Origin of the sequence: Paraburkholderia gardini, assembly GCF_907164575.1 — a bacterium.
GTDB lineage: Bacteria > Pseudomonadota > Gammaproteobacteria > Burkholderiales > Burkholderiaceae > Paraburkholderia > Paraburkholderia gardini.
The window spans coordinates 162,543-184,173 of sequence record NZ_CAJQYY010000009.1 but is presented as its reverse complement, the minus strand read 5'-3'; the positions used below and the strand labels follow the sequence as shown (position 1 = coordinate 184,173).

Annotated in this window: 20 protein-coding genes; 12 read left to right on the top strand and 8 right to left on the bottom strand. The window is 60.1% G+C overall.

Annotated features, from left to right (window positions below):
- Positions 1 to 132 precede the first annotated feature (132 nt).
- Entirely contained in the window at positions 133 to 651 is a 519-nt protein-coding gene (locus LPA34_RS09930; protein WP_228977505.1) for a hypothetical protein, read from the top strand.
- A gap of 224 nt (positions 652 to 875) precedes the next feature.
- Here the strand turns inward: LPA34_RS09930 and LPA34_RS09925 are convergent, their stop codons facing one another.
- Both LPA34_RS09925 and LPA34_RS09920 read right to left on the bottom strand, forming a co-directional pair.
- Positions 876 to 2,003 (bottom strand): helix-turn-helix domain-containing protein, encoded by a 1,128-nt coding sequence (locus LPA34_RS09925; RefSeq protein WP_228977502.1) that lies wholly within the window; start codon positions 2,001 to 2,003, stop codon positions 876 to 878.
- Positions 1,957 to 2,658, bottom strand: coding sequence for a hypothetical protein (locus LPA34_RS09920; RefSeq protein ID WP_228977500.1), 702 nt, complete (start codon positions 2,656 to 2,658; stop codon positions 1,957 to 1,959). Before LPA34_RS09920 ends, LPA34_RS09925 begins: the two co-directional genes overlap by 47 nt.
- A gap of 163 nt (positions 2,659 to 2,821) precedes the next feature.
- Between LPA34_RS09920 and LPA34_RS09915 the strand changes: the two genes are divergently transcribed.
- From LPA34_RS09915 to LPA34_RS09870, 10 genes are all read left to right on the top strand, one after another.
- Positions 2,822 to 4,156, top strand: a complete 1,335-nt coding sequence (locus LPA34_RS09915) for an RES family NAD+ phosphorylase (protein ID WP_228977499.1) — start codon at positions 2,822 to 2,824, stop codon at positions 4,154 to 4,156.
- A gap of 437 nt (positions 4,157 to 4,593) precedes the next feature.
- Positions 4,594 to 6,228: an ATP-dependent nuclease gene (locus tag LPA34_RS09910; RefSeq protein WP_228977496.1), complete on the top strand. Its 1,635-nt coding sequence runs from the start codon at positions 4,594 to 4,596 to the stop codon at positions 6,226 to 6,228.
- Positions 6,225 to 7,379, top strand: a complete 1,155-nt coding sequence (locus LPA34_RS09905) for a UvrD-helicase domain-containing protein (protein ID WP_228977494.1) — start codon at positions 6,225 to 6,227, stop codon at positions 7,377 to 7,379. Before LPA34_RS09910 ends, LPA34_RS09905 begins: the two co-directional genes overlap by 4 nt.
- Before the next feature lie 354 nt (positions 7,380 to 7,733).
- Positions 7,734 to 8,666, top strand: a complete 933-nt coding sequence (locus LPA34_RS09900) for a hypothetical protein (protein WP_228977493.1) — start codon at positions 7,734 to 7,736, stop codon at positions 8,664 to 8,666.
- A gap of 129 nt (positions 8,667 to 8,795) precedes the next feature.
- Positions 8,796 to 9,125 carry a helix-turn-helix domain-containing protein gene (locus LPA34_RS09895; protein ID WP_228977490.1) on the top strand — a complete coding sequence of 110 codons (330 nt, stop codon included), beginning with the start codon at positions 8,796 to 8,798 and terminating at the stop codon, positions 9,123 to 9,125.
- A 97-nt stretch (positions 9,126 to 9,222) separates the two neighbouring features.
- Positions 9,223 to 9,921, top strand: coding sequence for an HNH endonuclease (locus LPA34_RS09890; RefSeq protein WP_228977489.1), 699 nt, complete (start codon positions 9,223 to 9,225; stop codon positions 9,919 to 9,921).
- Between the two features lie 8 nt (positions 9,922 to 9,929).
- Positions 9,930 to 10,379: a GIY-YIG nuclease family protein gene (locus LPA34_RS09885; protein WP_228977487.1), complete on the top strand. Its 450-nt coding sequence runs from the start codon at positions 9,930 to 9,932 to the stop codon at positions 10,377 to 10,379.
- Between the two features lie 77 nt (positions 10,380 to 10,456).
- Positions 10,457 to 11,638, top strand: coding sequence for a hypothetical protein (locus LPA34_RS09880; protein WP_228977485.1), 1,182 nt, complete (start codon positions 10,457 to 10,459; stop codon positions 11,636 to 11,638).
- 153 nt (positions 11,639 to 11,791) lie between these two features.
- Positions 11,792 to 12,868, top strand: coding sequence for a DUF3800 domain-containing protein (locus LPA34_RS09875; RefSeq protein WP_228977483.1), 1,077 nt, complete (start codon positions 11,792 to 11,794; stop codon positions 12,866 to 12,868).
- A gap of 35 nt (positions 12,869 to 12,903) precedes the next feature.
- Positions 12,904 to 13,434, top strand: coding sequence for a hypothetical protein (locus LPA34_RS09870; RefSeq protein WP_228977481.1), 531 nt, complete (start codon positions 12,904 to 12,906; stop codon positions 13,432 to 13,434).
- 23 nt (positions 13,435 to 13,457) lie between these two features.
- Here LPA34_RS09870 and LPA34_RS09865 read toward each other — a convergent pair whose 3' ends face one another.
- Complete coding sequence (locus tag LPA34_RS09865) at positions 13,458 to 14,198, bottom strand: HNH endonuclease (RefSeq protein WP_228977479.1); 741 nt, start codon at positions 14,196 to 14,198, stop codon at positions 13,458 to 13,460.
- Between the two features lie 676 nt (positions 14,199 to 14,874).
- On the opposite strand from LPA34_RS09865, the gene LPA34_RS09860 reads away from it, so the two are divergent.
- Positions 14,875 to 15,906: a hypothetical protein gene (locus tag LPA34_RS09860; RefSeq protein ID WP_228977477.1), complete on the top strand. Its 1,032-nt coding sequence runs from the start codon at positions 14,875 to 14,877 to the stop codon at positions 15,904 to 15,906.
- Between the two features lie 527 nt (positions 15,907 to 16,433).
- Here the strand turns inward: LPA34_RS09860 and purU are convergent.
- The 5 genes from purU to LPA34_RS09835 all read right to left on the bottom strand — a co-directional run bounded on the left by purU (position 16,434) and on the right by LPA34_RS09835 (position 21,601).
- Positions 16,434 to 17,303: a formyltetrahydrofolate deformylase gene (gene purU, locus LPA34_RS09855; RefSeq protein WP_228977475.1), complete on the bottom strand. Its 870-nt coding sequence runs from the start codon at positions 17,301 to 17,303 to the stop codon at positions 16,434 to 16,436.
- A 66-nt stretch (positions 17,304 to 17,369) separates the two neighbouring features.
- Positions 17,370 to 18,215: an NUDIX hydrolase gene (locus LPA34_RS09850; RefSeq protein WP_228977473.1), complete on the bottom strand. Its 846-nt coding sequence runs from the start codon at positions 18,213 to 18,215 to the stop codon at positions 17,370 to 17,372.
- A gap of 18 nt (positions 18,216 to 18,233) precedes the next feature.
- Positions 18,234 to 18,848 (bottom strand): LysE family translocator, encoded by a 615-nt coding sequence (locus LPA34_RS09845; RefSeq protein WP_228977471.1) that lies wholly within the window; start codon positions 18,846 to 18,848, stop codon positions 18,234 to 18,236.
- A 41-nt stretch (positions 18,849 to 18,889) separates the two neighbouring features.
- Entirely contained in the window at positions 18,890 to 19,468 is a 579-nt protein-coding gene (locus tag LPA34_RS09840) for an adenine phosphoribosyltransferase (protein WP_228977469.1), read from the bottom strand.
- A gap of 129 nt (positions 19,469 to 19,597) precedes the next feature.
- A complete protein-coding gene (locus tag LPA34_RS09835; RefSeq protein ID WP_228977467.1) occupies positions 19,598 to 21,601 on the bottom strand; it encodes a monovalent cation:proton antiporter family protein in 2,004 nt (667 codons plus the stop codon).
- Between the last annotated feature and the right edge of the window lie 30 nt (positions 21,602 to 21,631).

Sequence of the window (21,631 nt, the reverse complement as noted above, 5' to 3'; positions counted from 1 at the left end):
TGCGGGGGCCGGATTTCGATCTCGCGCATACTTGGCACTCTGCGGGCTGGGTCCGCGGCACGCCGAGGTGATAACGAACAGCAGGCGGCCCGCTGGCCGGTACATTGGTAGCATTATTCCCGGGGGCGAACCATGACTGTGTGCATCATCCAGAATCGCCAGGAGTATCGCGAAGCCCGACAGACACTCCTCGATCTGGTTGGACGTGACCCGGTGCTTGGCACGCCGGAGGACGACCAGCTGTCGGCACTGGCGATCGGCGTCGAACGCTACGAAGTGCAGAATGTCCTAGGTCTGCCCGCTGGCTCCCGACTGACGATGGTCGCGAAGCACGGCTGGAACGCTGACGGCTCTCACCGGTTTTTGAAGCCGGCATGGGAGCGACGGCGGTTGCGGTTCGCGCTGGGCCTGCACACCCCTCTGACCCGGGACGACCGTCAGGTTCTGCAGCAAGTCGTGCCCGTGATCGAGGACGCAGGCAAGCCGTACGCAGTGCAGATCGCGGACGTGCCCCAGCCCCTGCGGGAGGAATTGAGGGAGTGGTGGCGGATGTGGTGCTTGCCGTTGTTTGACCCAGATGGCTGCGGCGACTGCATATATGTGTGGGACTGGTCGGACTGGCTCGACGGGCGGATTCCGGACCTCCCTTGAGTCCAGACCGCCGCAGGACACAAGTCCCACAAGGCGACGTTGTTCGATCACGCTGAAATGCGTCGCAAACGACGCATTTCTAACGCATTGATCCGTCGGGAGGGGTGCGGGACGACCGGCGCTCCTAAACGACGCAGTTTCGACGCAAGTCGTCGGCGGCGTCGTTCGCCGCCTTGACTGGATGGTGCAAACTTTCGTGCTCGTGCGGTTTGCGCCCGTTTCGCTCAGTTGCGAGCGATTTGCTTCGGCGTTGCCCCGTCCTGCTTCACTAGCCTGAGACCGCCTTGAGGACGTAGACCATATAGTCGAGCCAGCTCTTCGAAATGAAGGCAAAGCGCGCCAACGAGGTCTTCGTCCGAATACCCGAGGTTCGTAGTTAGGTTGTTGATCAAGCCGTTCATGACCGTAGACGTTTCAGGGGCGAAGTCGAGTGCTTGCGGTTCCTGAGTTCGATAACCACGGCTCGACATCTGTCGCCAAAGCCATTGTGATTTGTTGCTGTCGATCCGATGAAGTGACGTTGCGCGCACAATCAAGGCTGCCATCGAAACCTTCCAGAACGGTTTCATATAGGCAGCTTTTTCCAATGTGAGATTGCCAAGATACGGCCCAATATCGTCGGCTGGCATGAGCAATTCGGATGCGAACTGATCTGCTTCCTCCTCCATGCTCGGCGTCGGATAGTCGTGCATCACAAGGTGTCCGAGTTCATGCGCGAGCGAGAACCGCTGTCTATCGGCTGGTCGATCTTTGTTTAGAAAAATCAACGGCGGAAGCCCGGCAACACGGTAGCTAATGCCGTCCACTCCAGCGTCTGCCATTTCACAGAAGGCGACGATGCATCCCGCCCTTTCGGCATACTCGACCAAATTACTAACGGGACCGGACGGCATATACCAGGCGCGACGGACATTGCGTGCTATATGTGCCGTATCCCCGTTGAAATCATCGAGGTCATAGTGCGGAAACGGTAACTCCGGTGCGATATCTGCACTTTCCAGTAAAGTTCTGACATGGCCAATGCGGACATTGATCTCAGCGATCAATTTGTCGATCACCTTTTGTCCGGTCGCCGCTCGCTTCCTAAACATCGGGTGCGCACTCAGCGGCGCGCCGTACACGCGCTCCGTACGGCAAAAGAAAGAAACCGGGCAGTCCAACGCGACGCCCAATTTCTCTATTACGTCGTCCGTAGCCGGCCGAAGTCCCTGTTCAAGCTTTGAGAGAGTTCCTTGCGCAATTCCGGCTCGCTCGGCGAGTTGAATTTGTCCCAGCCCGAGCATCCGCCTGCGCAGTGAAACAAGCTCAGGTCGGAATGTCTCCGCCAGCGGCTGCCTTGTCTTGAGTTCCATCTTTCCGTGACCCATCTGTTTTCGGCTTGATAACGCGGTCGGCAACTGCCACTCCGTCCATCGTCGGGGACGGAGCAAACGGCATTACCGTTTGCGTGTCGGTGCCCGACTCGCCATGCACGTCGATTTTCCAAAGGATCTGCTTCTTGTGTCGCTGCACCAAGACGATTTGCTCGATCTCGGTTTCGTCTTTCGAGAGCACATACAGCAGTTCCAGTCTGGCGATCCCGCCGAAAAGATCCTGAATCTGATCGTGAAACGCCAAAGCGGCCTGCGTCGGATAGTTGCGAGACAGAAGCGACCCTTCTGCCTTCTTCATGCGAATGAAAATTTGATTATCGATCAACACCCCATCCCAATTGCGCAATGTTTCGACGCGCGCGGTAGGGTGTCCATCGAATCGTACCTTGGCGTGCGAGATCAATTGATTCCACATCAGGTTTGCACGCACGCGTTTGTGCTGCATCCGCGACGCCACTGGGCTGGCGAGCCAATGTTTCCATGCCGAAGCATAGATGTGCTGGAAATCAGCAAAATAAGGGAGCACTACCTTGCGCACTTCTTCTTCGGCGATGAAAGGCATAGCAACACTCAGGCAGATGACATGGGCGCTATCATAGCGGGCGACTACAAAATGAACAACAAAATATTCCAAAAATTATTCCAGTCCGCTCTAGCTGTGTTATTTGCTCACGCTACTTGGTGACGTGCCTCAGGGTGACGAGGGTGCGCGGGCGCCGCTGGCATGAGCAAAGTCTTTCGGGCCAGCACGCAGGTAGACATAGAATGGAATGCACAGAGGATGAAGGCCTTAATACATGACCGAACACGCCATCTGCTTCAAGTGCATCGAGGACGAGGTACTGCGCGCGACAGTCGAGAGCGACGGTGAACCACTGCTCTGCGAGTGCTGCGGTGAAGAGAGCAACAGCGCCTTTTCCTATGAACGGCTTGGCGAAGAGTTGGAGCCAATCGTCCGTGAGCATTTTCAACTCGGGCCGACGGTTCGAAAGTTTTACGATGACGACAAGGAGGGCTGGGAACAGGAGGGCGACTTGTTGTCGGACATAGTCCAAATGGTGCTAGGCCAGGACGTTGACGATCCGGACGCGCTTGTCACCGCGCTTATGGACGCCGAAGACTATTGGCCAGGCGACGGCGAGGGGGCCTTCTACGACGACACCCAGCTCTACGTGCCGTGCAAGGCGACGCCGCACGCCTGGATGGCTGAATGGCACTACCTTCTGGAAGAGTTGGCGCATCGGCGACGTTTCTTCAGCGACGGCGCGAGGGCGCTCTTCGATCGGCTATTCGAAGGCGTTACGGGCTTGAAATTCTTCGACAAGGACACTGATCAGTGGCTGCCCGTGGTGAATGACCTGCCGGCAGGGACGGATGTTCTTCGTGCGCGCGTGGTTCGCTCAGACCCTGAGCTACGGGCGTTCGTCGAAGCGCCGTCGCGGGAACTGGGTGCGCCGCCGGCCGAGAAGGCGCCGGCCGGCCGGATGAACGCGGCAGGAATCGCTGTTTTCTACGGGGCTCTGGACTCGGGCACCTGCCTTGCCGAGATGCGCCCGGCACTTGGGGGGCGAGTGCTGGTCGGTGGATTCCGGACGACTCAGGCACTACGTGTCCTCGACTTCCGGCGGCTCGAAGCTGCGAGGCTCGCAGCACTCAGTTACTTCGATCCAAAGTATGCAGAGCAACGGGAGCGCGCCGTATTTCTGCTGCGGCTGCACGGTCTTATTAGCCGCCCAGTGGTTCCGGGGCATGAGGATGAGTACCTCATCACGCAGACACTGACCGAATATCTGGCACACGTGCATCTGCCAGCCTTTGACGGCGTGATCTTTCAGTCGGTACAGCGTCAAGGAGGCGCGAACATCGTCCTGTTCGGCCGTGATGTCTTTGAGCCGGTGATCGACATCACCGAGGACGACTCGGGCGCGCTGCCGCTTTTCGCACCGGCGTTGCCGGGAAGCGAGCCAAAGCAAGTGCTGAGCTTTCCTGTTGAGTATGTGACAGGCAGTGCGAAACTCTTCGTAACCCGATCAATTGAATACTCGCACTATGAGCTCCACTTCTCTGTCGGCAAAGAGTACGTATTCATCCACGACGCTGACGAAGATATTGACGATGGCGAATGGGACTAGGCGCCAGGGATGTCGAATGACACGGAAATTGAAACTGTGACAGGTAAGTGAAATAATGCTGGCATAAATATGGAATAAATCCGACCGCTAATGAAGATCAAGACGCCCTGAAGTTCCCGCGCGTTGTTATTAGCGGTTACTCTGAGCCTTTGATGGCTCATCGGTTGAAACCGCCACCCATTCCGGTCAAACAGCAGAATCAAGATTTTGCAAACTCGAATGCCGCTAAGCGGCCATTGGCGACGTCAACGAATCGGCCACTACCTGCCCTTAGCTCGGCTCCAGTTTCCGGACGTTCAAGGGCTAAGGGCTCTGAGATCACTCCGCGGAAAGGCGACGCTCTCAGATTGGTTGCACTGCCTGCTGCTCGCCTTACAGCGTCGCTGGCCTCACAATTTTAATCAGCGCGCTAGCGCGCAACGACGAACTGAGGGCGCATGAAGATCGCCAAGGTCAAGATCACCAACTTCAAGTGTTACGAGGAGACCTTCACTCTCGTCTTGAACGACGGCCTGAACGTCATCGTCGGTGCCAACGAATCTGGAAAGACCACGATCCTGGAAGCGATCCATCTTGCGCTGACGGGGCTCCTGCACGGCCGGCCCCTGAAAAGCGACCTGACAAGCTATCTCTTCAACCTGGCTGCCCAGACCAAGTACGTGCAGAGCCTCGTCACCGGTTCTCCGCTGCCGCCGCCAGCGATCACCATTGAATTGTTCTTCTCCGGGGATTCAAGCGAACTGGCTGAGCTGGAAGGCGATGGAAACTCAGAAAAGATCAAAGCCAGCGGCGTGGTCTATCGCATTGAGTTCGACGAGGAGAACTACAAGGGGCCGTATGAGGCGCTGGTGGCGGCCGGTGAGCTGACCTCCATTCCGGTCGAGTACTACACGGCGACCATGCGCTCGTTCGCGCGCAAGGGCATCACCTCGCGCAGCATCCCGATCAAATCCGCCTTGATCGATTCATCAAGTGCCCGTTTGCAGAATGGATCCGACGTCTATGTCTCTCGGATCATTCGCGACGTGCTTGAGGAGACCGAGCGGGCGTCGATTTCGCAGGCCCATCGAAAACTGAAAGAGGCTTTCGTCGAGGACCGAAACCTGCAGCTGATCAACGAGCGGATCACCAAGGCCGCCAAAATCAGCCAGAAGTCGGTCAGCATTTCGGTCGACTTGTCATCCCAGACCGCCTGGGAGAGCAGCCTCATGACGTACATCGACTTCATCCCCTTCCAGTACATCGGCAAGGGCGAGCAATGTGTGATCAAGACCAAGCTGGCCCTCAGCACCAAGAAGAGCGCCGAGGCCACGGCCCTCCTGCTGGAAGAGCCTGAGAACCATCTGTCGCACGCGCGGCTCAACGAACTGATCACCGACCTGACCGACCAGCACGGGCAGAAGCAGATCATCATTTCCACCCACAGCAGCTTTGTGGCGAACAAGCTTGGTCTCGATCATCTGATCGTGCTGCGTGACGGCAAGGTGGTGCGGATCTCGGAACTGGAGGCCCGCGATTTCTTCAAGAAGCTGGCGGGGTACGACACCTTGCGTCTGGCGCTGGCCCACAAGGCAATTTTGGTGGAAGGCGACTCTGACGAACTCGTCGTCCAGCGGGCCTATATGGACGCCCACGGCGGACGGTTGCCCATCCAGGACGGCATCGACGTTATCTCAGTTGGCACCGCCTTCCTGCGCTTCCTTGAACTGGCGAGGGCGCTGAAAATTCCGGTGACCGTGATGACCGACAATGATGGCGACACCGCTGCCGTCGAGAAGAAGTATGCCGCGTACAAAGGCGAAGCCTTCGTCAATATCTGCTTCGATCCCGTCCTCGACAGCGGATCTCTGACGGTTAAAGGCAAGGCCTTCAACTACAACACGTTGGAACCGAAAATTCTGAAGGCGAACAGTCTCGCGACCCTCAACAGCGTGCTTGGAGTATCGGCGAAAACGGACGACGAACTCCGCACTTACATGCAAGCCAACAAGACCGAGAGCGCTTTGTCAATTTTCAATTCAACGACCGCGATCACCTATCCCGACTATATTAAGCAGGCCATCGCGCTGTGATAGGCGAGAACAAGATCGTCATCGCCGCGGCCGGCTCTGGCAAGACGACTTACCTCGTCGAGCAAGCGGTGAAGATCAAAAGCGAGCGGGTCCTGATCACGACCTACACAGAGTCCAACGAGGCGGAGATTCGCCAGAGGTTCTTCGACCTCGTGGGTCGTGTGCCGGCCAATGTCGTGATCATGACTTGGTTCAGCCTCTTAATCACCCACGGCGTAAAGCCCTTCCAGGGCGGCCTGTTCGATTTTCCCGTCAGGGGCATGCTGCTGGTCCAGGCGCAGTCGGGAATTCGCTTCCGCAACAACAAAGGCATCGCAGTGCCGTGGCCTGAAGAGGAGATCGGAAAGCACTTCTTCGACCCAACCGGACGGGTCTTTTCGGACAAGCTCTCCAAGCTTGTGATACGGTGCAATGATAAAAGCGGTGGTGCAGTCATCGATCGGCTTAGCCGCGTGTTCCCCCACGTCTTCGTCGACGAGGTCCAAGACTTGGCCGGTTACGATCTCGACATCCTAGCGGCGCTCGCCCGCAGTTCCGCGCGCTTGCTAATGGTCGGCGACCCGCGGCAGGTGACCTATCTGACCCATCATGAGCGCCGCCATGGGAAATACGCCGATGGCGGTATCGTCGCCTTCCTGCAGCAGGAGCTTCCCCGGAAGGTCGTTGTCGAGATCGACGAAACGAGTTTGAACCGGTCGCATCGCAACAGCGCCGCCATCTGCGCGGTCTCCTCGCGTCTGTTTCCGGCGCTTCCCGCCAGCCAAGCCTGCGAGTGTGTTGAGTGCCGCAAAGGCCCGCCGACGGGCGCAGGTGTCTTCGCCCTAAAGACCGCCGATTACGCGCATTATCTGGCGAGCGTCAGACCGATGCAGTTGCGCGACAAGATCACCAGCAGTGGCGTCGACGAGAGGTCACCCGTGATGAATTTTGGAGAATCCAAGGGGAGAGGCTTTGACCATGTGGTCATCATTCCCACGGCGCCGATGCAAAAGTGGCTGCTCGACCCCACAGCCGAGTTGAAGGCCCAGAGTCGAGCCAAATTCTACGTCGCGCTTACGCGGGGTCGTCTTAGTGTGGCTATCGTGATGAATTGGGGGGCCGCGCCCCTACCTGCAGGCTTTTCGCTCTACGAGCGCGCGGCGCCGGCGTAACGTCGGCCCCGTCCTCCGCGACGTGGGGATGCCGCTCGATGGTCTTGTCGCGTTCGGCGCCCACAGCTGTACCACGCGGTGACAGTCGGTACAGAACGGCTTATCGGCATCGCTCGCTGATCGCCGAACCCCCACCTGTGGTAACCGGAGTTATCAGAAGTAGCGATTTGTCTTTTCGAGAAAAGTGCGTTTTGACCCTTGCAACTGGACGGGGCGTCTCCAAGTGCCCATGTCGTAGGCTGGCAAGCGCCCATGCTGTGCAGGCAACCAGTCTGCGGTGACGCTGGTGATCGGCAACTGACCGGCACTGTCCAGCGCCTCCTATAACGACACTGATATGTACGAGAGCCACCGATGACACACCCGAAACGACGACTCATACCTGACGAGCAGACCATTGTGGTGCTCGATACGAGCCCCGTGCGCAATGTCGGCCACGACGGCGTTCCCACCTGGGTCGCCACGTTTGCCGCCATGGCGAAGAGCGGCTATTCGTTCTCGCTCGCCGATGGCGCGTGCGCCGAGCTGCTTACCGCGCACGCGCGCGGTAAGTCGATCACCGATGATGAACTGAGAACGATCATCAACGCCATCGAACCTTTCCTGAACCCGGACGTTCCCGTCATGCTCGGGAAGGTCGACCTCATGAGGATGATCGGCGAGGCGGAAGCTCCAGCGGCGTGGGAAGCCGAGGTGCGGACGCTGTCGCAGCGCGTTTGGCAGACCGTGAAGGCGTCGGTCAGCACTTCGCTGGATAAGCGCATCAGCGCCGAGGCTGAGCTGCAGGACGACCGGGACGACTGGATCGGTGCCTTCGCTAAGTTCGACGCGGGCTATGAAGAATGGCTCTCGGAGGACCCCAGCCGCGAGCAGCAGTTCCCCTTGCATCCGTACGAGCATCCCTTGCTTGACCTGCAGTTCACCAGCCTCGCTACCCGGAGTGTCCAGCGTCATCCGACTATGGCCGTGCGCGCGGACCTCCAGTTGCGCTACGAGTGGCGGCAATGGGTGCGCTCCCGTCAGGACAAGGATGGCTACAACCCGTCCAGCAAAAAAAAACGCAACGATGGGGTGGACCTGGATATGTACCCCTATCTGATGCTGCCGGCCTTCGTGGTAGCGGATGACGGCGGCTTCCACGCACGGCTTTCTGACATCAAAAGCCCACAATTGCATTGGTTCTGGGAACCGCAGGCGTTGGCCGATGCCTGGTCCCGTGGCGAACGGCCGCGTCCGGTCTGGGCGGCGGCAGCCGCTGACCAGACGGACCCGCAGCCCGCCGGTTAAGCACGCAGCTGGGGCACGGCGCGTTTTCGCGTGCGAAAATGAGCGCTCCGTGCCTCAGTCATCGGGCGGCTTCGACCGAAGCGGCGGAGACCATGGGGCCGAGAAGCGACCCAAATCCAGGAGAGAAAAATGGTAAATGACCTTTTGGATCACCGCGACCCGTGTTTCGCGAGCGATCTCCAGCGTCTGCGTATGCAGAAGGGGATGAGCGAGGAAGAGCTGGGTGAGGGGATTAGCCGCGACGCGCAATGCATTCGCGGGTACGAGTCTGCCGCGGTTGTTCCTCAAGATTGGACTGTCCAGGAACTAAATCGCATATTGCTTGGACGTGATCGGGCAGGCTCGACGGACAAGAACACGACGGCGGACGAACTCCCCTATTTCGGCGTGAAGAGCATTCCGGACGACGTGCTTGCTGCTGAGGTGCATCGCCGTTTGGTCTCAAGGAGCGGCGACTAGATTTCCGGCGCTGCGCCGAGAACGGACTTCACGGTGCAGCTGAAACCGGCCCTTCACAGTGCAGCAGGCCGCTGACCGCGGTGACAGGGAGAGAAACTTGGCTAGCAAGCGCTATCGAGGCAAGCGTTGTGTGTACTGTGGGCGGGAGGGCGTATCGGACACGGCAGACCATGTGATTGCGCGGGGATTTTTCCTGCCGTCCGAACGCGTTGATCTGCCGAAGGTCCCCGCCTGCACGACCTGCAACAACATGAAATCGCATCTCGAACATCACCTGCTGACGATCCTGCCGTTTGGCGCGCGACAAGCGGCCGCCGCGCGCACGCTCAACGACCTCGTTCCGGGCCGCCTTGCGCGCAATGTACCTCTGCATCGCGCACTTCTCGACGAATGGAACCGCCAGTGGCAAGGCGAATACGCGCAGCGGTGGACGCCGGAGATGAAGCTGCCGCTGGACAGCAGCAAGGTGAGCCGCCTGTGCGAATACATGATGACGGGGCTGGCCTGGCTTCACTGGGGGGTAGATCTGACCGAGCCCACTCAGGTGCGGGCGTCGTTCTTCCATCCAACAGCGGTCCGTACTCTCGAAAGCCTCTTTCTGAACGAGCGCTGGGGCGCGAAAATCGAAGAGGACATTGGGGCTGGCACGATGACCTATCGGGCGGTACAGGATTCACTCGCGCCGTCGCGGACCTTCTGGCGGTTCACCCTCTACGGCATCGTGGTCGGCGATGCCATTGGCTTTCCCGGCGTGCGGGCCGATACGATATACGGGGTTTCCAACCCGCCCCAATGAGCAGCAACATGACGCGAATGGAAATCCCGCAAATCATCTTCGATGACTGGAGCCGCTGGAACGATCGCGGTCGTCCGTCCCACGAAATCGACGGTGTGCCGTCTGACTTCGGGTGCCTTGGTCTCTATCTGCTTGGGACGTCCGACGTGGACGGCTACACAGGCGCCGGGAGCGCGAAGCATCTTCATCCCGGCGTGCTTTACATCGGCATGTCCACGCATGTCGATCGGCGGCTTGAGCGCTACCATAGCGCCGTCCGTGCCTACCGGCGCGAGCAGGATGACCGCACGTGCCAGCGGCTGCGTTTTTCAGCGTGGCGTTCCGAATGGAGCATGTACGCAAGGCCTGGGATAGCAAAACCGGTGGTAGAAATCGCGGCGCTCAAGCTCTATGAGAGGGCGCTGCTGTACGAGTTTGCGCGCAAGTACGGCCGGCTTCCGCCGCTCAATCGAGAATAAATCCTGCCTTAGAGCGAAATGAACTTGCGCCAGCCAGCTGGACATTGGCACGCACACGGCACTCCCCAAAAGACACCATGTCACGACCCGACCACTACTGGCTGCATGTCCCCCTTGAAACCACGCCCGGTATGCAGCTCAGCGCGCCCCGGGATCGGCTCCTGACAGTGCTGGGCCGCGGCGCGCAGCTGCTCGAGCGCGAACCCTATATTTCGTTCCTGTCGTCGAGCGCGCTGGTGATCAAGCAGTGGCTCCTGTTTGATCCACTGCCTGAATCCGACGCGCAATGTCTGCTGGCCGACCTGCGCCAACGGCTTCCCGTCGTCTCGATGAACGATGGTGCGAATTTCCGCATTGCTGACAGTGAACCCGCAGTAGCGCTGAACGCCGCCTATGACGGCTCGCGGCCCACCCTGATCCCGGATCATCTGACGCCGGCCCCCGTGTGGGACGACCGCGCCGGGTCATGCAGCTGGGAAGCTCGGGATGTCCTGGAGGTCACGCTCGCGGATTGCCCCCCTGTAATCGATCACCGGTTGCGTGCGGCGCTGGAGCTGTACGTCACCTCGCAGTATGATTTTCTGCCGCGCTCGCTTTTTTTGGCGAAACTGACCATCCTTGATGGTTTGGCCATTCGCGCGAAGCGCAATGCTGAGGTCGCGAATTGGATAGACCAGAAACGCCTAGAGGCTGAAGTTTTTGGGGACCTCGCACTGTTGAGTGCGCTGGGTGGCCTAAAAATGGAGTCACACACGTCAGCCATCCGGACTCTTGCTCGGCGCGCGGTGGTCTCACTCGGAGGGAGCAACGCCGAAGCGACGCGGCAGGCAAAAGCGGTCGGCGGTTTATACAAGACGCGATCAGACCTGGCGCATCAAAGCTCCCCAGTCAACCTCGACCGAGATCTGGGCATCGCGACGCAACTGACGCGGCTTGTCCTCAATGCCGCTGTCAGTAACCCTGCGATACTCGATGCTGACTCCGGCGAAGACGCGAGCGTGCAAAGCGGGCTGCAGTTGCGCGCGCAATGGATCGAAGAAGCCGACGCTGCGATTCGCAGGATGGGGCCTGACTGCGCTGCTGTCGAGAATGCGATCCGTCGCCCGCTGGTCATGGGCAAGCTCGGCGTGCTCACCGCGCAGCTCGCGGACGGTCGTGGTTGGAAAATCGGCCACGGTGTGGCGCAATCACTTTCGGACGAAGATTCAGCCGACTTGGCTGAACGCGATGAATCGTTTGGAACGCGTATCAGACGGTGAGTCAAACGGCAGTGGATGGTCGCCCTGTGTTGGCCAGTGGGTTAATCTTTCTTCGCGAGGTGGCACTCAAGTTTCGTGATACGTCTGCGAATGCGCTGGTGAAGTCGTCAGTATCGCGCACCGCCCGCACAACATTTTCGGAAGGAGCCAGCCGTGCATCTGTTTCGCGACGAATCGGGAAACACGGGTGTCGATTTGCTCAATGCAGACCAGCCGCTCTTTGCACTGGCCAGTACGAATTTGGATAGCGAACGCGCGGCGGTGCTGGTGAGGCCACTCCTGCGCCAGAAACAGGTTGAGGCGAAATACACGAAGCTTCGTGGCAGCGGGGACGGACAGGCGGCGCTGCTTCAGTTTTTTTCTTCGCCTGAGCTTTCGCCCGCGACCGCGAAAGCGCTGGTCGCCGACAAGCGCTACTACCTCATCACCCATCTCGTGGACAAGCTGATCGAGCCAACCGTGCACGAAAGCGGCCTCGATCTCTATGACGGGGACGGTGCCGTCGGACTGGTGAACGTCTGGTACTACGCGGGACAAATCATTTTTCCTGAAGGCGCGTGGGAAAAAGTGCTGCGGGCTTTCCTGCGGGCGATCCGTGAGCGGAGCACTGTCGCCTATGCGGATTTTGATCAAACACTGCGGACGTCGTTTCGCGCCGCTCCCCTGAAAAACCGTGACATTGCCGCTGGCTTGGCTATCTCATTGGGTCGCATCCGTGAATTCGTCGAACCGTTTCCTCTTCACATGTTCGACCCGGCGCCCGATCTCTTTACCATGATGATCAACAAATGGATGGTGTCGGTCACGGGCTTTTTTGACGTAACCCATGACCAGTCAAAACCACTGCGACGGCATGAACCGTTTTTGCGCGCCCTGATGACACCCGTTGTGACACGGACGATCGGATACGGAGAGCGTCAGGCGGAACTGCCGTTGCGAATCCGCGAGCTGGATTTCGGCGATTCGGTGTCACATTTACCACTTCAGGTTGCCGACCTGATTGCGGGTGCAGCGGTTGATTGTCTGCTTGCGTGGTCGGGCAAGAGGCTGTCAACGGATTTTCACGAAGCCGTGAGAGCGACCCGTTTGCCGGACTTGGTTGTGGACGGAATGTTGCCGTCTACAGACGTCAGCCGTAAAAATGAGCGAGGGATCGGCCAGTCCAGCCTCGTTGATGGCGCGGCCCAGTTTCTGAAGGAGGTTGGCTTTACCGGGCGCGAAGAATCTTAGCTGCTGTGCCGAGACCAGAATCGTATCAAGGGGACATGATGGGCTTCAAATCGCTCGAAAGTATCTTGCTGCCGGACCGGCGCTATGCAGATCTGCGTGTTGTCGATAACGGGACGCAGCGTCACATGAGCCTTGAATTTCATCACGCCACCCTTGCGGCGATCGGTCTGCAAACGACAGTTCCGGTGGATGTCAGCGATGCGTTCGATAGAGCGCGCAACACTCTCATCTACGCCTTCTTCGACTATGCATTATGGGTCGTTGGGGAGGCGCAGGCGTGCGGCGCATTTGAGCTTGCATTGAAGCACCGACTCAACGGTCATGGCGGTCCCGCTTGGGGCAACTTGAGGACTCGGGTCGAACGCGCCAGAAAAGACGGCATTCTGCCGCCCCGAACGCCTGATGTTCCAGTTTCTCAAGACCCCATCGAAGCGCTCATACAGATTCGAAATGGACTGTCCCACGGCACGGCGGACATTCATTCGCCTGCCATGGGACTTCAGGTACTTGAGACGTGCGCGTATTGGATCAATTTCGTCTATCGCGCGCCGCAAGGAGCGGACTAGCGTTTGGGACGTAGGCGCTACGCCTACGCGGGTGCGCCATAGTGCGCCCGCCGATGGCAGTTCGGACATGTCGCGACGGCATTCTCCGTCGTGTCATCGCCTCCCTCTGCGAGCTGTACAACATGGTGGACTTCGAGATAGGGGCGGCCATCCCGGCGCACGAAAGGAGCATCGCGATGACAGATTTCGCATTTTCCGCCTGCCCGTGCCAGAACTTCCGCGACGACATCGGCGTTGCGCACGAAGACCTCCGTCGTGACGGTAATGGTCGATGGCTTTCTGGGCGCGAGGGCCAGCCGGCGGCGCCGGGTCTCCCCCGCATCTGACAGGGACGAGATAACCTCGCGCTCGAAATGCGCCAGTGTCTGGGCGAGCGTTGGACTCTCCCTGTGGCGTAGCAATTGGGCTTCATGTCGTGCAACCACTTCACGCAGCGCGCGAACCGTGGTCTCACGTGTTCGCTCATAGTAGGCGATGTGGGCCCAAACCGCAGCGATAGCGGAGTCGAGGGCGTCCGCGCCGTCCTCCTTGAAAATCCGGTGGAGGAACACATCGGCCGCAGGCGTGCTAAGCGTGCGCCGGTAGCATTCGCCCTTTCGCAGATGCCGGTAGTCGCGGATAAGTGCAGTTGCGCTGTTAATGTTGACGCCATGCTCGCGAGAAAGCTGGCTTGCGCCGAGCGAAGGCTTCAGTTCCCCGAGATAGACACGCCTCGCGATGTCGAACGCCGCGTTGATCTGGTCATTCGTGATTTTTGCGGACATGGGTGTGCTCAATTTCCTCTGAGTGTGACGCGATTCATGCAGATGAGTCGGCATCGCGCGGCGGCGAATCGCATATCTACCCATCGATTTCTTCGAAGCGTTCGAACTGCGGCGCGCGCAACCATGCTGTGAGATCGGCCGCCCACCCTTCCCACAACAGATCACCCAGATCGCGCTCTTCTTCCGGCAACTGGAGGTCGTCTTCACGCCGATAGGCGAATACCTCCAGGGCGCCGTCCTACCGGGCCACGACGTATTCGGTCAGGCGCACGGCCATACTGCAGGGAACATCCCGCAGCAGCATCGCGAGGTCGTTGCGGAAGGTGTCGGGCGTCGTCACTTTCATCGTTATTTCTCGGATTGGCGTTCTACGCCCGCCTGCACATTTCCCTCGCCAGCGTGCAGTGTCGGCGGGTCGGACTGCCGGCCATCTAACGGCTGCGATGAAATATTTTTGTCGGGGGCTCTACATAAAAGTGGCATTCGATCCGATTACTGCACTAAGTGGCGCAGGTTGCGCCGCTCGCCCTCTTATACCGGAAAGGAGAACATAGCAGATGGCATTTATCCGGATTCCCGCGCCGTTACCCGCGCGATCGAACGCGCTTGACGTCTACGGCACGGTGCTGCGCGCCCGCGCGCGTATAGTTTGATTTCTTCGGACGAAAGACAGGTCATGGACAACGTCAAACTGTACAACTACGCGGCTGACGCGATCGACAGCCTGCAGCAATTCGCAGCAAATGTCGAAAGTCGTGGCGATACTGGATCGGCTGCTGCAACACGGCGGCTGGTGGAACTGTTGCGAAAGGGCGAGAAATTTCTGCTGCCCAACTGCGCGGAGATCGTCGATACGGCGTCGCTCGGTGAAGCGCACCTTGAGCTTCTGCGGCTGCCATACCCGGTGACGGTTTTTGAGGCGCAGTGGGAGAAGGACGACCCCGTCACGCCTTACGTGAATGGTATGCCCCAGATGCGTTCATCGCGACGGATTGCGCTTTGCTGGGAACTCGGCGATCGCCCGGGGCCGTTTCCCGATGAAGAGGCGCGTATGCGCGAGGCTTATCCCGAAGGGGGGACGTTCGTTGCGTCGATTTACTATATCGACCATTTTGGCGCTTGGCATCCCGCTGCAGGAATGGTCTTCGTGCCCCGTGACTTTCGCATTGCACCGGACGCGCCTGCCTTGCCGGGTTCGGTACAGGCTGAACTGGCAATGAGTGAAGCCGGGCAAGACATGGCGCACGGCTATCGCTTCCACGCAGAACCTATCCCCATCGCGGAGGGCCTGTTTGCTGAGGCCGTTGCAAGGTTCAACGGAGATCGGGCGACCGCGCTGTCGCAGATTCTTGTCGACACGAGGGACGAACTGCAGATGATGGTGCAGGCGTGTGCCGTGCTGAATTGTGCCAACGTCAAGACCGTCGACGTTCGTCCCAGCCCTACGGCAATGGCGATGCGAGCGGCGAAAAAGAAGGCTCCGCTATTTTCGTACAAGGTTCTTCAGCTGGCGCCGGATGCAGGCTCAGATGACAAACACGGCGCTGGCCGTGGTACACACGCTAGTCCGCGCACGCATCTGCGTCGCGGCCACATCCGGCGTCTTCCCGATCGCACACTGTGGATCAGTGCCACGCTGGTAAATCGTGGATCAGCAAACGGCGCGGTCAGCAAGGACTACCAGATCTTGCCAAGGCAAGGAGGCTGAACGCCTCGAAGTCGTTAAAGGGTAGTTTTATCTTCCCAGCGCATGCAGCGTCGAGGCGGTGATGTCCTGGCGAACTGTCCAGAAGTTTTGCCACGCGCGATCGCCGTGGCAATTGCTTGTGGATAACTTTTGCTAACTACTCCCCCGCACCCCCTCGTGCCAAGGAGAGATATTGTTGCTTAAACGTCCAAAACGACAAAATGCCGCAAACACCCGCTGCGCGGGCATTTGCAGTAAACGGAGTGCTACCCACGGTTTGGTGCTTCGCGTCGATTTTTGCGTGGAAAATGCGCTTCTAGCTACATGTACCCACATTGCTTGAGGATATGATGGCATGAAAGTGCCAAATTTATTGGTGGTGACTTATCTACCAACACTTTTTAGTGTGGATAACCGTTTTGATGGGCGGCATATAGCCAACCGCTGAACGCAGAAACAGAAAGGCCCGTGGCAGTGATGCCGCGGGCCTTTTTACTACGGTGCTGCCCTGTGTTGCAGTGCTGCCCGATGGGCGGCAGACACGCATCTCAGCGAAAAACCACCGTCTTGCTTCCGTTCAGCACAACGCGATGCTCCACATGCCACTTCACCGCGCGCGCAAGCGTCACGCATTCGACATCGCGACCGATCGCAGTCAACTGCTCCGGCGTCATGCTGTGATCCACGCGCTCGACTTCCTGCTCGATGATCGGACCTTCATCGAGATCGGTCGTCACATAATGCGCGGTCGCGCCGATCAGTTTCACGCCGCGATCGAACGCCTGGTAATACGGCTTGGCACCCTTGAAGCTCGGCAGGAACGAATGGTGAATATTCATCGCCCGTCCAGCCAGCCGGTCGCACAGTTGCGGCGACAGAATCTGCATGTAGCGCGCGAGCACGATCAGATCGGCTTGATGCTCGTCGATCACTTCGAGCACGCGCGCTTCCTGCGCGGCCTTCGCGTCGGGCGTCGAACCCGTCAGCGGGAAATGATGAAACGGAATGTCATAGCTTGCCGCGAGCTGATAAAACGCCTTGTGATTCGAAATGATCGCGGGAATTTCGATACCGAGCTGACCGGTGCGATAGCGAAACAGCAGATCGTTCAGGCAATGCCCGATCTTCGAGACCATGATCACGACGCGCGGCTTCACCGAGGCATCGTGCAATTCCCACTTCATGCCGAACTGTTCGGCAAGCGGTGCGAACGACACGCGTAGCGCATCCAGCCCCGGATCGCCGCCGACCTGCTGGAAATGAACGCGCATGAAGAACTCGCCCGTATGGCTGTCGCCGAACTGCGCCGAGTCGAGAATATTGCTGCCGCGCTCAAACAGAAAGCCGGACACCGCGTGCACGATGCCGGGCCGGTCGGCACACGACAGTTTGAGAATAAAGCTATGTTCGGTCGACATGACCTGGGTGACTCCCTTCTTCGATCCGTAATTCAAATTTATTCAGTATGACAACGCGCAGCCCCTTCAGATAACCGCGGGGGCGAACACGGTGGCAATGCCCTCGCAAGCATCTTCATCGATCCAGCGGCGCCGCAGCAGACAGTCGAGGGTCGCGAGGCTTGCGTCGACCGTCATGGTGCCGTCCTCGATCCAGCGCGCGACTTCGTCGATCCGCGCGAGACGATGCTCGCCCACTTCGCCGTCCTGATTGCGCGGCGCGAAATCCGGCGGCAACGGCAGGTCGTAAATAAACACCTGTTCGGCCTGCGTGCCTTCAGGCAACGACTGCAGCACATGCGCGGTGCGTCCCGCCACTGCACGCAGGGCAATGTCTTCCGGAATGCCCGCTTCTTCCCAGCACTCCTTCACGATGGTTTCCTCGATGCCGAAGCCCCAGCCGATGCCGCCCGCGACGACGTTATCCAGCATGCCGGGGTCGGTCGCCTTCGTATCGCTGCGGCGCGCGATCCACAATTGCGGCGCGCGATCACCATATTCTACGACGCCGTTCAGATGCACCGCGTACGTCATCGTCCCGAAGAAGCGCGACGCGGCCCGTTCGATGTACGCGAGCGGCGGCGCGTCGAACGCGTTGCGGATCGCGTACGTCTCGTCGCGCCAGCCCGGAATGCGGCCTTCGGCGGCGAGCGCGCCGATCACCGCGCCCAGCGCCGCGCTGCGCAGATCGAGGGTGTCGAATCGCGCCGACAGCGTGACGCGCGCGTCGTCGATGTCGAATACATCCGGCCAGCGCGTGAGAAGCGGCACGTCGGCGACACCGATCCAGCCGACCCGCTCTTCACCGGTCCAGAACGGCGTGTGAGCACACGCGTCGAAACGGCGCGCGGAAATGATGCATGGCAAAGTCATGGTCGATGCTCCTGCCACTCAGTCGCGCAACGCGACGCGAATGCCGATCGCGATGAACGTCGCGCCGGCAAGGCGATCGAGCCACACGCCGACGCGCGGCCGGCGACGCAGCCAGCTACCGATCATGCCCGCACACACGCCGAACAGCGAAAACACCACCACGGTCTGCAGCATGAACGTGGCGCCCAGTTCGAGCATCTGCAGCGTGACGCTCTGTGCGCCGTGCGGATCGATGAACTGCGGCAGGAACACGATGAAAAACAGCGTGACCTTCGGGTTCATGACGTTGCCGAGCACGCTTTGCCGGAACACCGAGCGCAGCGGCTGCGGCGGCCGTTCATGTGCCGTCGCGAGACCCTGGCTGCGCAGCGCCTTGATGCCGATCCAGACCAGATACGCGGCGCCGGCCAGCTTGATCGCCTGAAACGCGACCGGCGACGACCGCAACACGGCCGCGACGCCCAGCGCTGCGAGCGTCGTATGGAACGTGATGCCAGCGGCAAAACCGAGCGCGGCGACAAAACCCGCCGCACGGCCTTGGGAAATGCCACGCGCGAGCACCTGCAGGTTGTCGGGACCGGGCGCCAGCGTGATCGCGATGGATGTCGCGAGAAACAGCAGGAAATTGGGCATCGTTTTTATCCGGGTGCGCTGGATGAGTACGCGACGTACGGTCAGTGTCCGCCGAATTCGGTCACGGTGTAGAGCGGCAGCCCCGCTTCGCGCAAAAGCCGCGCGCCGCCAAGGTCCGGCAGATCGATGATCGCCGCGCCTTCCACCACCTGCGCGCCGAGTCGTTCGAGCAGTTTCTTGCCAGCCATCATCGTGCCGCCGGTTGCGATCAGATCGTCGATGATCACGACGCGGTCGCCTGGGCCGCACGCGTCCTCGTGAATCTCGACGGTCGCCGTGCCATATTCGAGTTGATACGACTCCGCGACCGTCCTGTACGGCAGCTTGCCGATCTTGCGGATCGGGATGAAGCCGAGATTCAGTTCGTACGCGAGAATCGGCCCGATGATGAAACCGCGTGCGTCCAGTCCCGCGATGTAGTCGAGCTTCGCGTCGATATAGCGCAGCACGAACAGGTCGATCAGCACGCGCATCGCTTTCGGCTGCTGCAGCAACGGCGTGATGTCGCGAAACTGCACGCCGGCCTGCGGCCAGTCGGGCACCGTGCGGATCTGGCTCTTCACGAACTCAGTCGCGTTCAGTGGCGCATCGGCGGGCGCGAGCGAAGTTGCGTTGGACATGAGGTCTCCAGTATTCCGAGTGATAGCTTCAATGCTGGCCGCAGTGGTGGCGCTTCAGAAACCGCTCATGGCGGTACTCCCGCGCGAGGCAGGCAGCCCGTGAAAAAGATGACGGCCTGTACAGGTCTCTCAGGCCACGACAGCACCTGCACGCCGGTGTTTCGACAGCCGCTCTTCTGCTTCAGCCAGCGCTTCAGGCAGACCGCGCAGCACGACAATGTCGAGCGCGCGCAGACGCGTTTCCGGATCCGGCTCGACGCCGCGAATACCGTGCCGCCGGATCGCCGTCACCTCGACACCGAGCTCGTAAAGGCCCAGCTCCGCAAGCGTACGGCCCACCGCGTCGGCCTTTTCGTCGACCGGCACCGATTGTAGCCGCACCTGTTCATGGCTGTCCTCGTCGCTCTGGTCGTCGGCGCCGTGGAAATAGCCGCGCAGCAGGCTGTAACGCTCATCGCGCATCTCCTCGACGCGCCGCACGACGCGCCGCATCGGTACGCCCATCAGCACGAGCGTGTGCGACGCCAGCATCAGGCTGCCTTCGACGATCTCTGGAATCACCTCGGTCGCGCCGGCCGCGAGCAGCTTTTCCAGGTCCGCATCGTCGACGGTCCGCACGATCACCGGCAGCGTCGGCTCGAGTTCGTGAATGTTGTTCAGCACGCGCAGCGCGGACGGCGTGTTCGCATACGTGATCGCGACCGTCGCGCAACGATGGATACCCGCGGCGAGCAGCGATTCGCGCCGCCCGGCGTCGCCGAACACGACCGATTCGCCCGCCGCCGCGGCGGCCGCCACGCGATCCGGGTCGAGGTCGAGCGCGACGTACGAAAGACCTTCGTGTTCGAGCATGCGCGCGAGATTCTGTCCCGCGCGGCCGTACCCGCAGATGATCACGTGTCCGCTCTGCTTCAGGCTCTGCGTGGCGATGCGCGTCATCTGCAACGATTGCATCATCCATTCCGTCGACGACAGGCGCAGAACGATCCGGTCCGCGTTCTGGATCAGGAACGGCGCCGCCAGCATCGACAGCAGCATCGCGGCGAGGATGGCCTGCAGCAACGTGGCGTCGACGAGATGCTTGTCGAGAATCAGGTTCAGCAGCACGAAACCGAATTCGCCCGCCTGCGCGAGGCCGATACCCGTGCGCATCGCGACGCCGGGCGATGCGCCGAAGAGCCGGGAGAGCGCCGTGATCATCACCAGTTTCAGCAGGATCGGCCCAAGCAGAAAGCCGAGCACGATGAACGGATGGTCCCAGACCACGTGCGGGTTCAGCAGCATGCCGGTCGTCACGAAGAAGAGCCCGAGCAGCACGTCGCGAAACGGCCTGATGTCCTCTTCCACCTGATGCCGGTAAGGCGTTTCGGCGATCAGCATGCCGGCGATGAACGCGCCAAGCGCAAGCGACAGACCGAATTTCTCCGTGATGAACGCGGCGCCCAGCGTCACCAGCAGCAGGTTCAGGATGAACAGTTCCTGCGAGCGCCGCCGCGCGACCACGTTGAACCAGCGCGTCATGAAGCGCTGTCCGACGATCAGCAGCACGGCGAGCGCGATCACGATCTTCACCGCGGCGAGGCCGAGCGCCTCCATCAGATGTTTCGAATCGTTGCCGAACGCGGCGATGATGATGAGCAGCGGCACCACGGCCAGATCCTGGAACAGCAGCACGCCGAAAATATTGCGGCCGTGTTCGGTTTCGATTTCGAGCCGCTCGGCGAGCATCTTGCTGACGATCGCCGTCGACGACATCGCGAGCGCGCCGCCGAGCGCCACGCTCGCCTCCCACGTGATGTGCACCCAGCGTTCCAGCACGTAACCGAGCGCAAGTGCGACCGCGATCGTGCCGAGCACCTGTAGCAGGCCCAGCCCGAACACCAGCCGGCGCATCGAGCGCAGCTTCGCGAGCGAAAACTCCAGCCCGATCGAGAACATCAGGAACACGACGCCGAACTCGGCGAGATTCTGCGCGCCCGCGGAATCCGGCACGATCCCGAGCGCGTGCGGACCGACGACGATGCCCACCGTCAGATACCCGAGCATCGGCGGCAGGTTCAGATAGCGGAACACGACGACGCCTGCCACTGAAGCCAGCAGCAGGAACAGCGTCATTTCTAGCGGGGAAATCATCGGCAAACGCGCATCGGGAAAGGGTCCTCG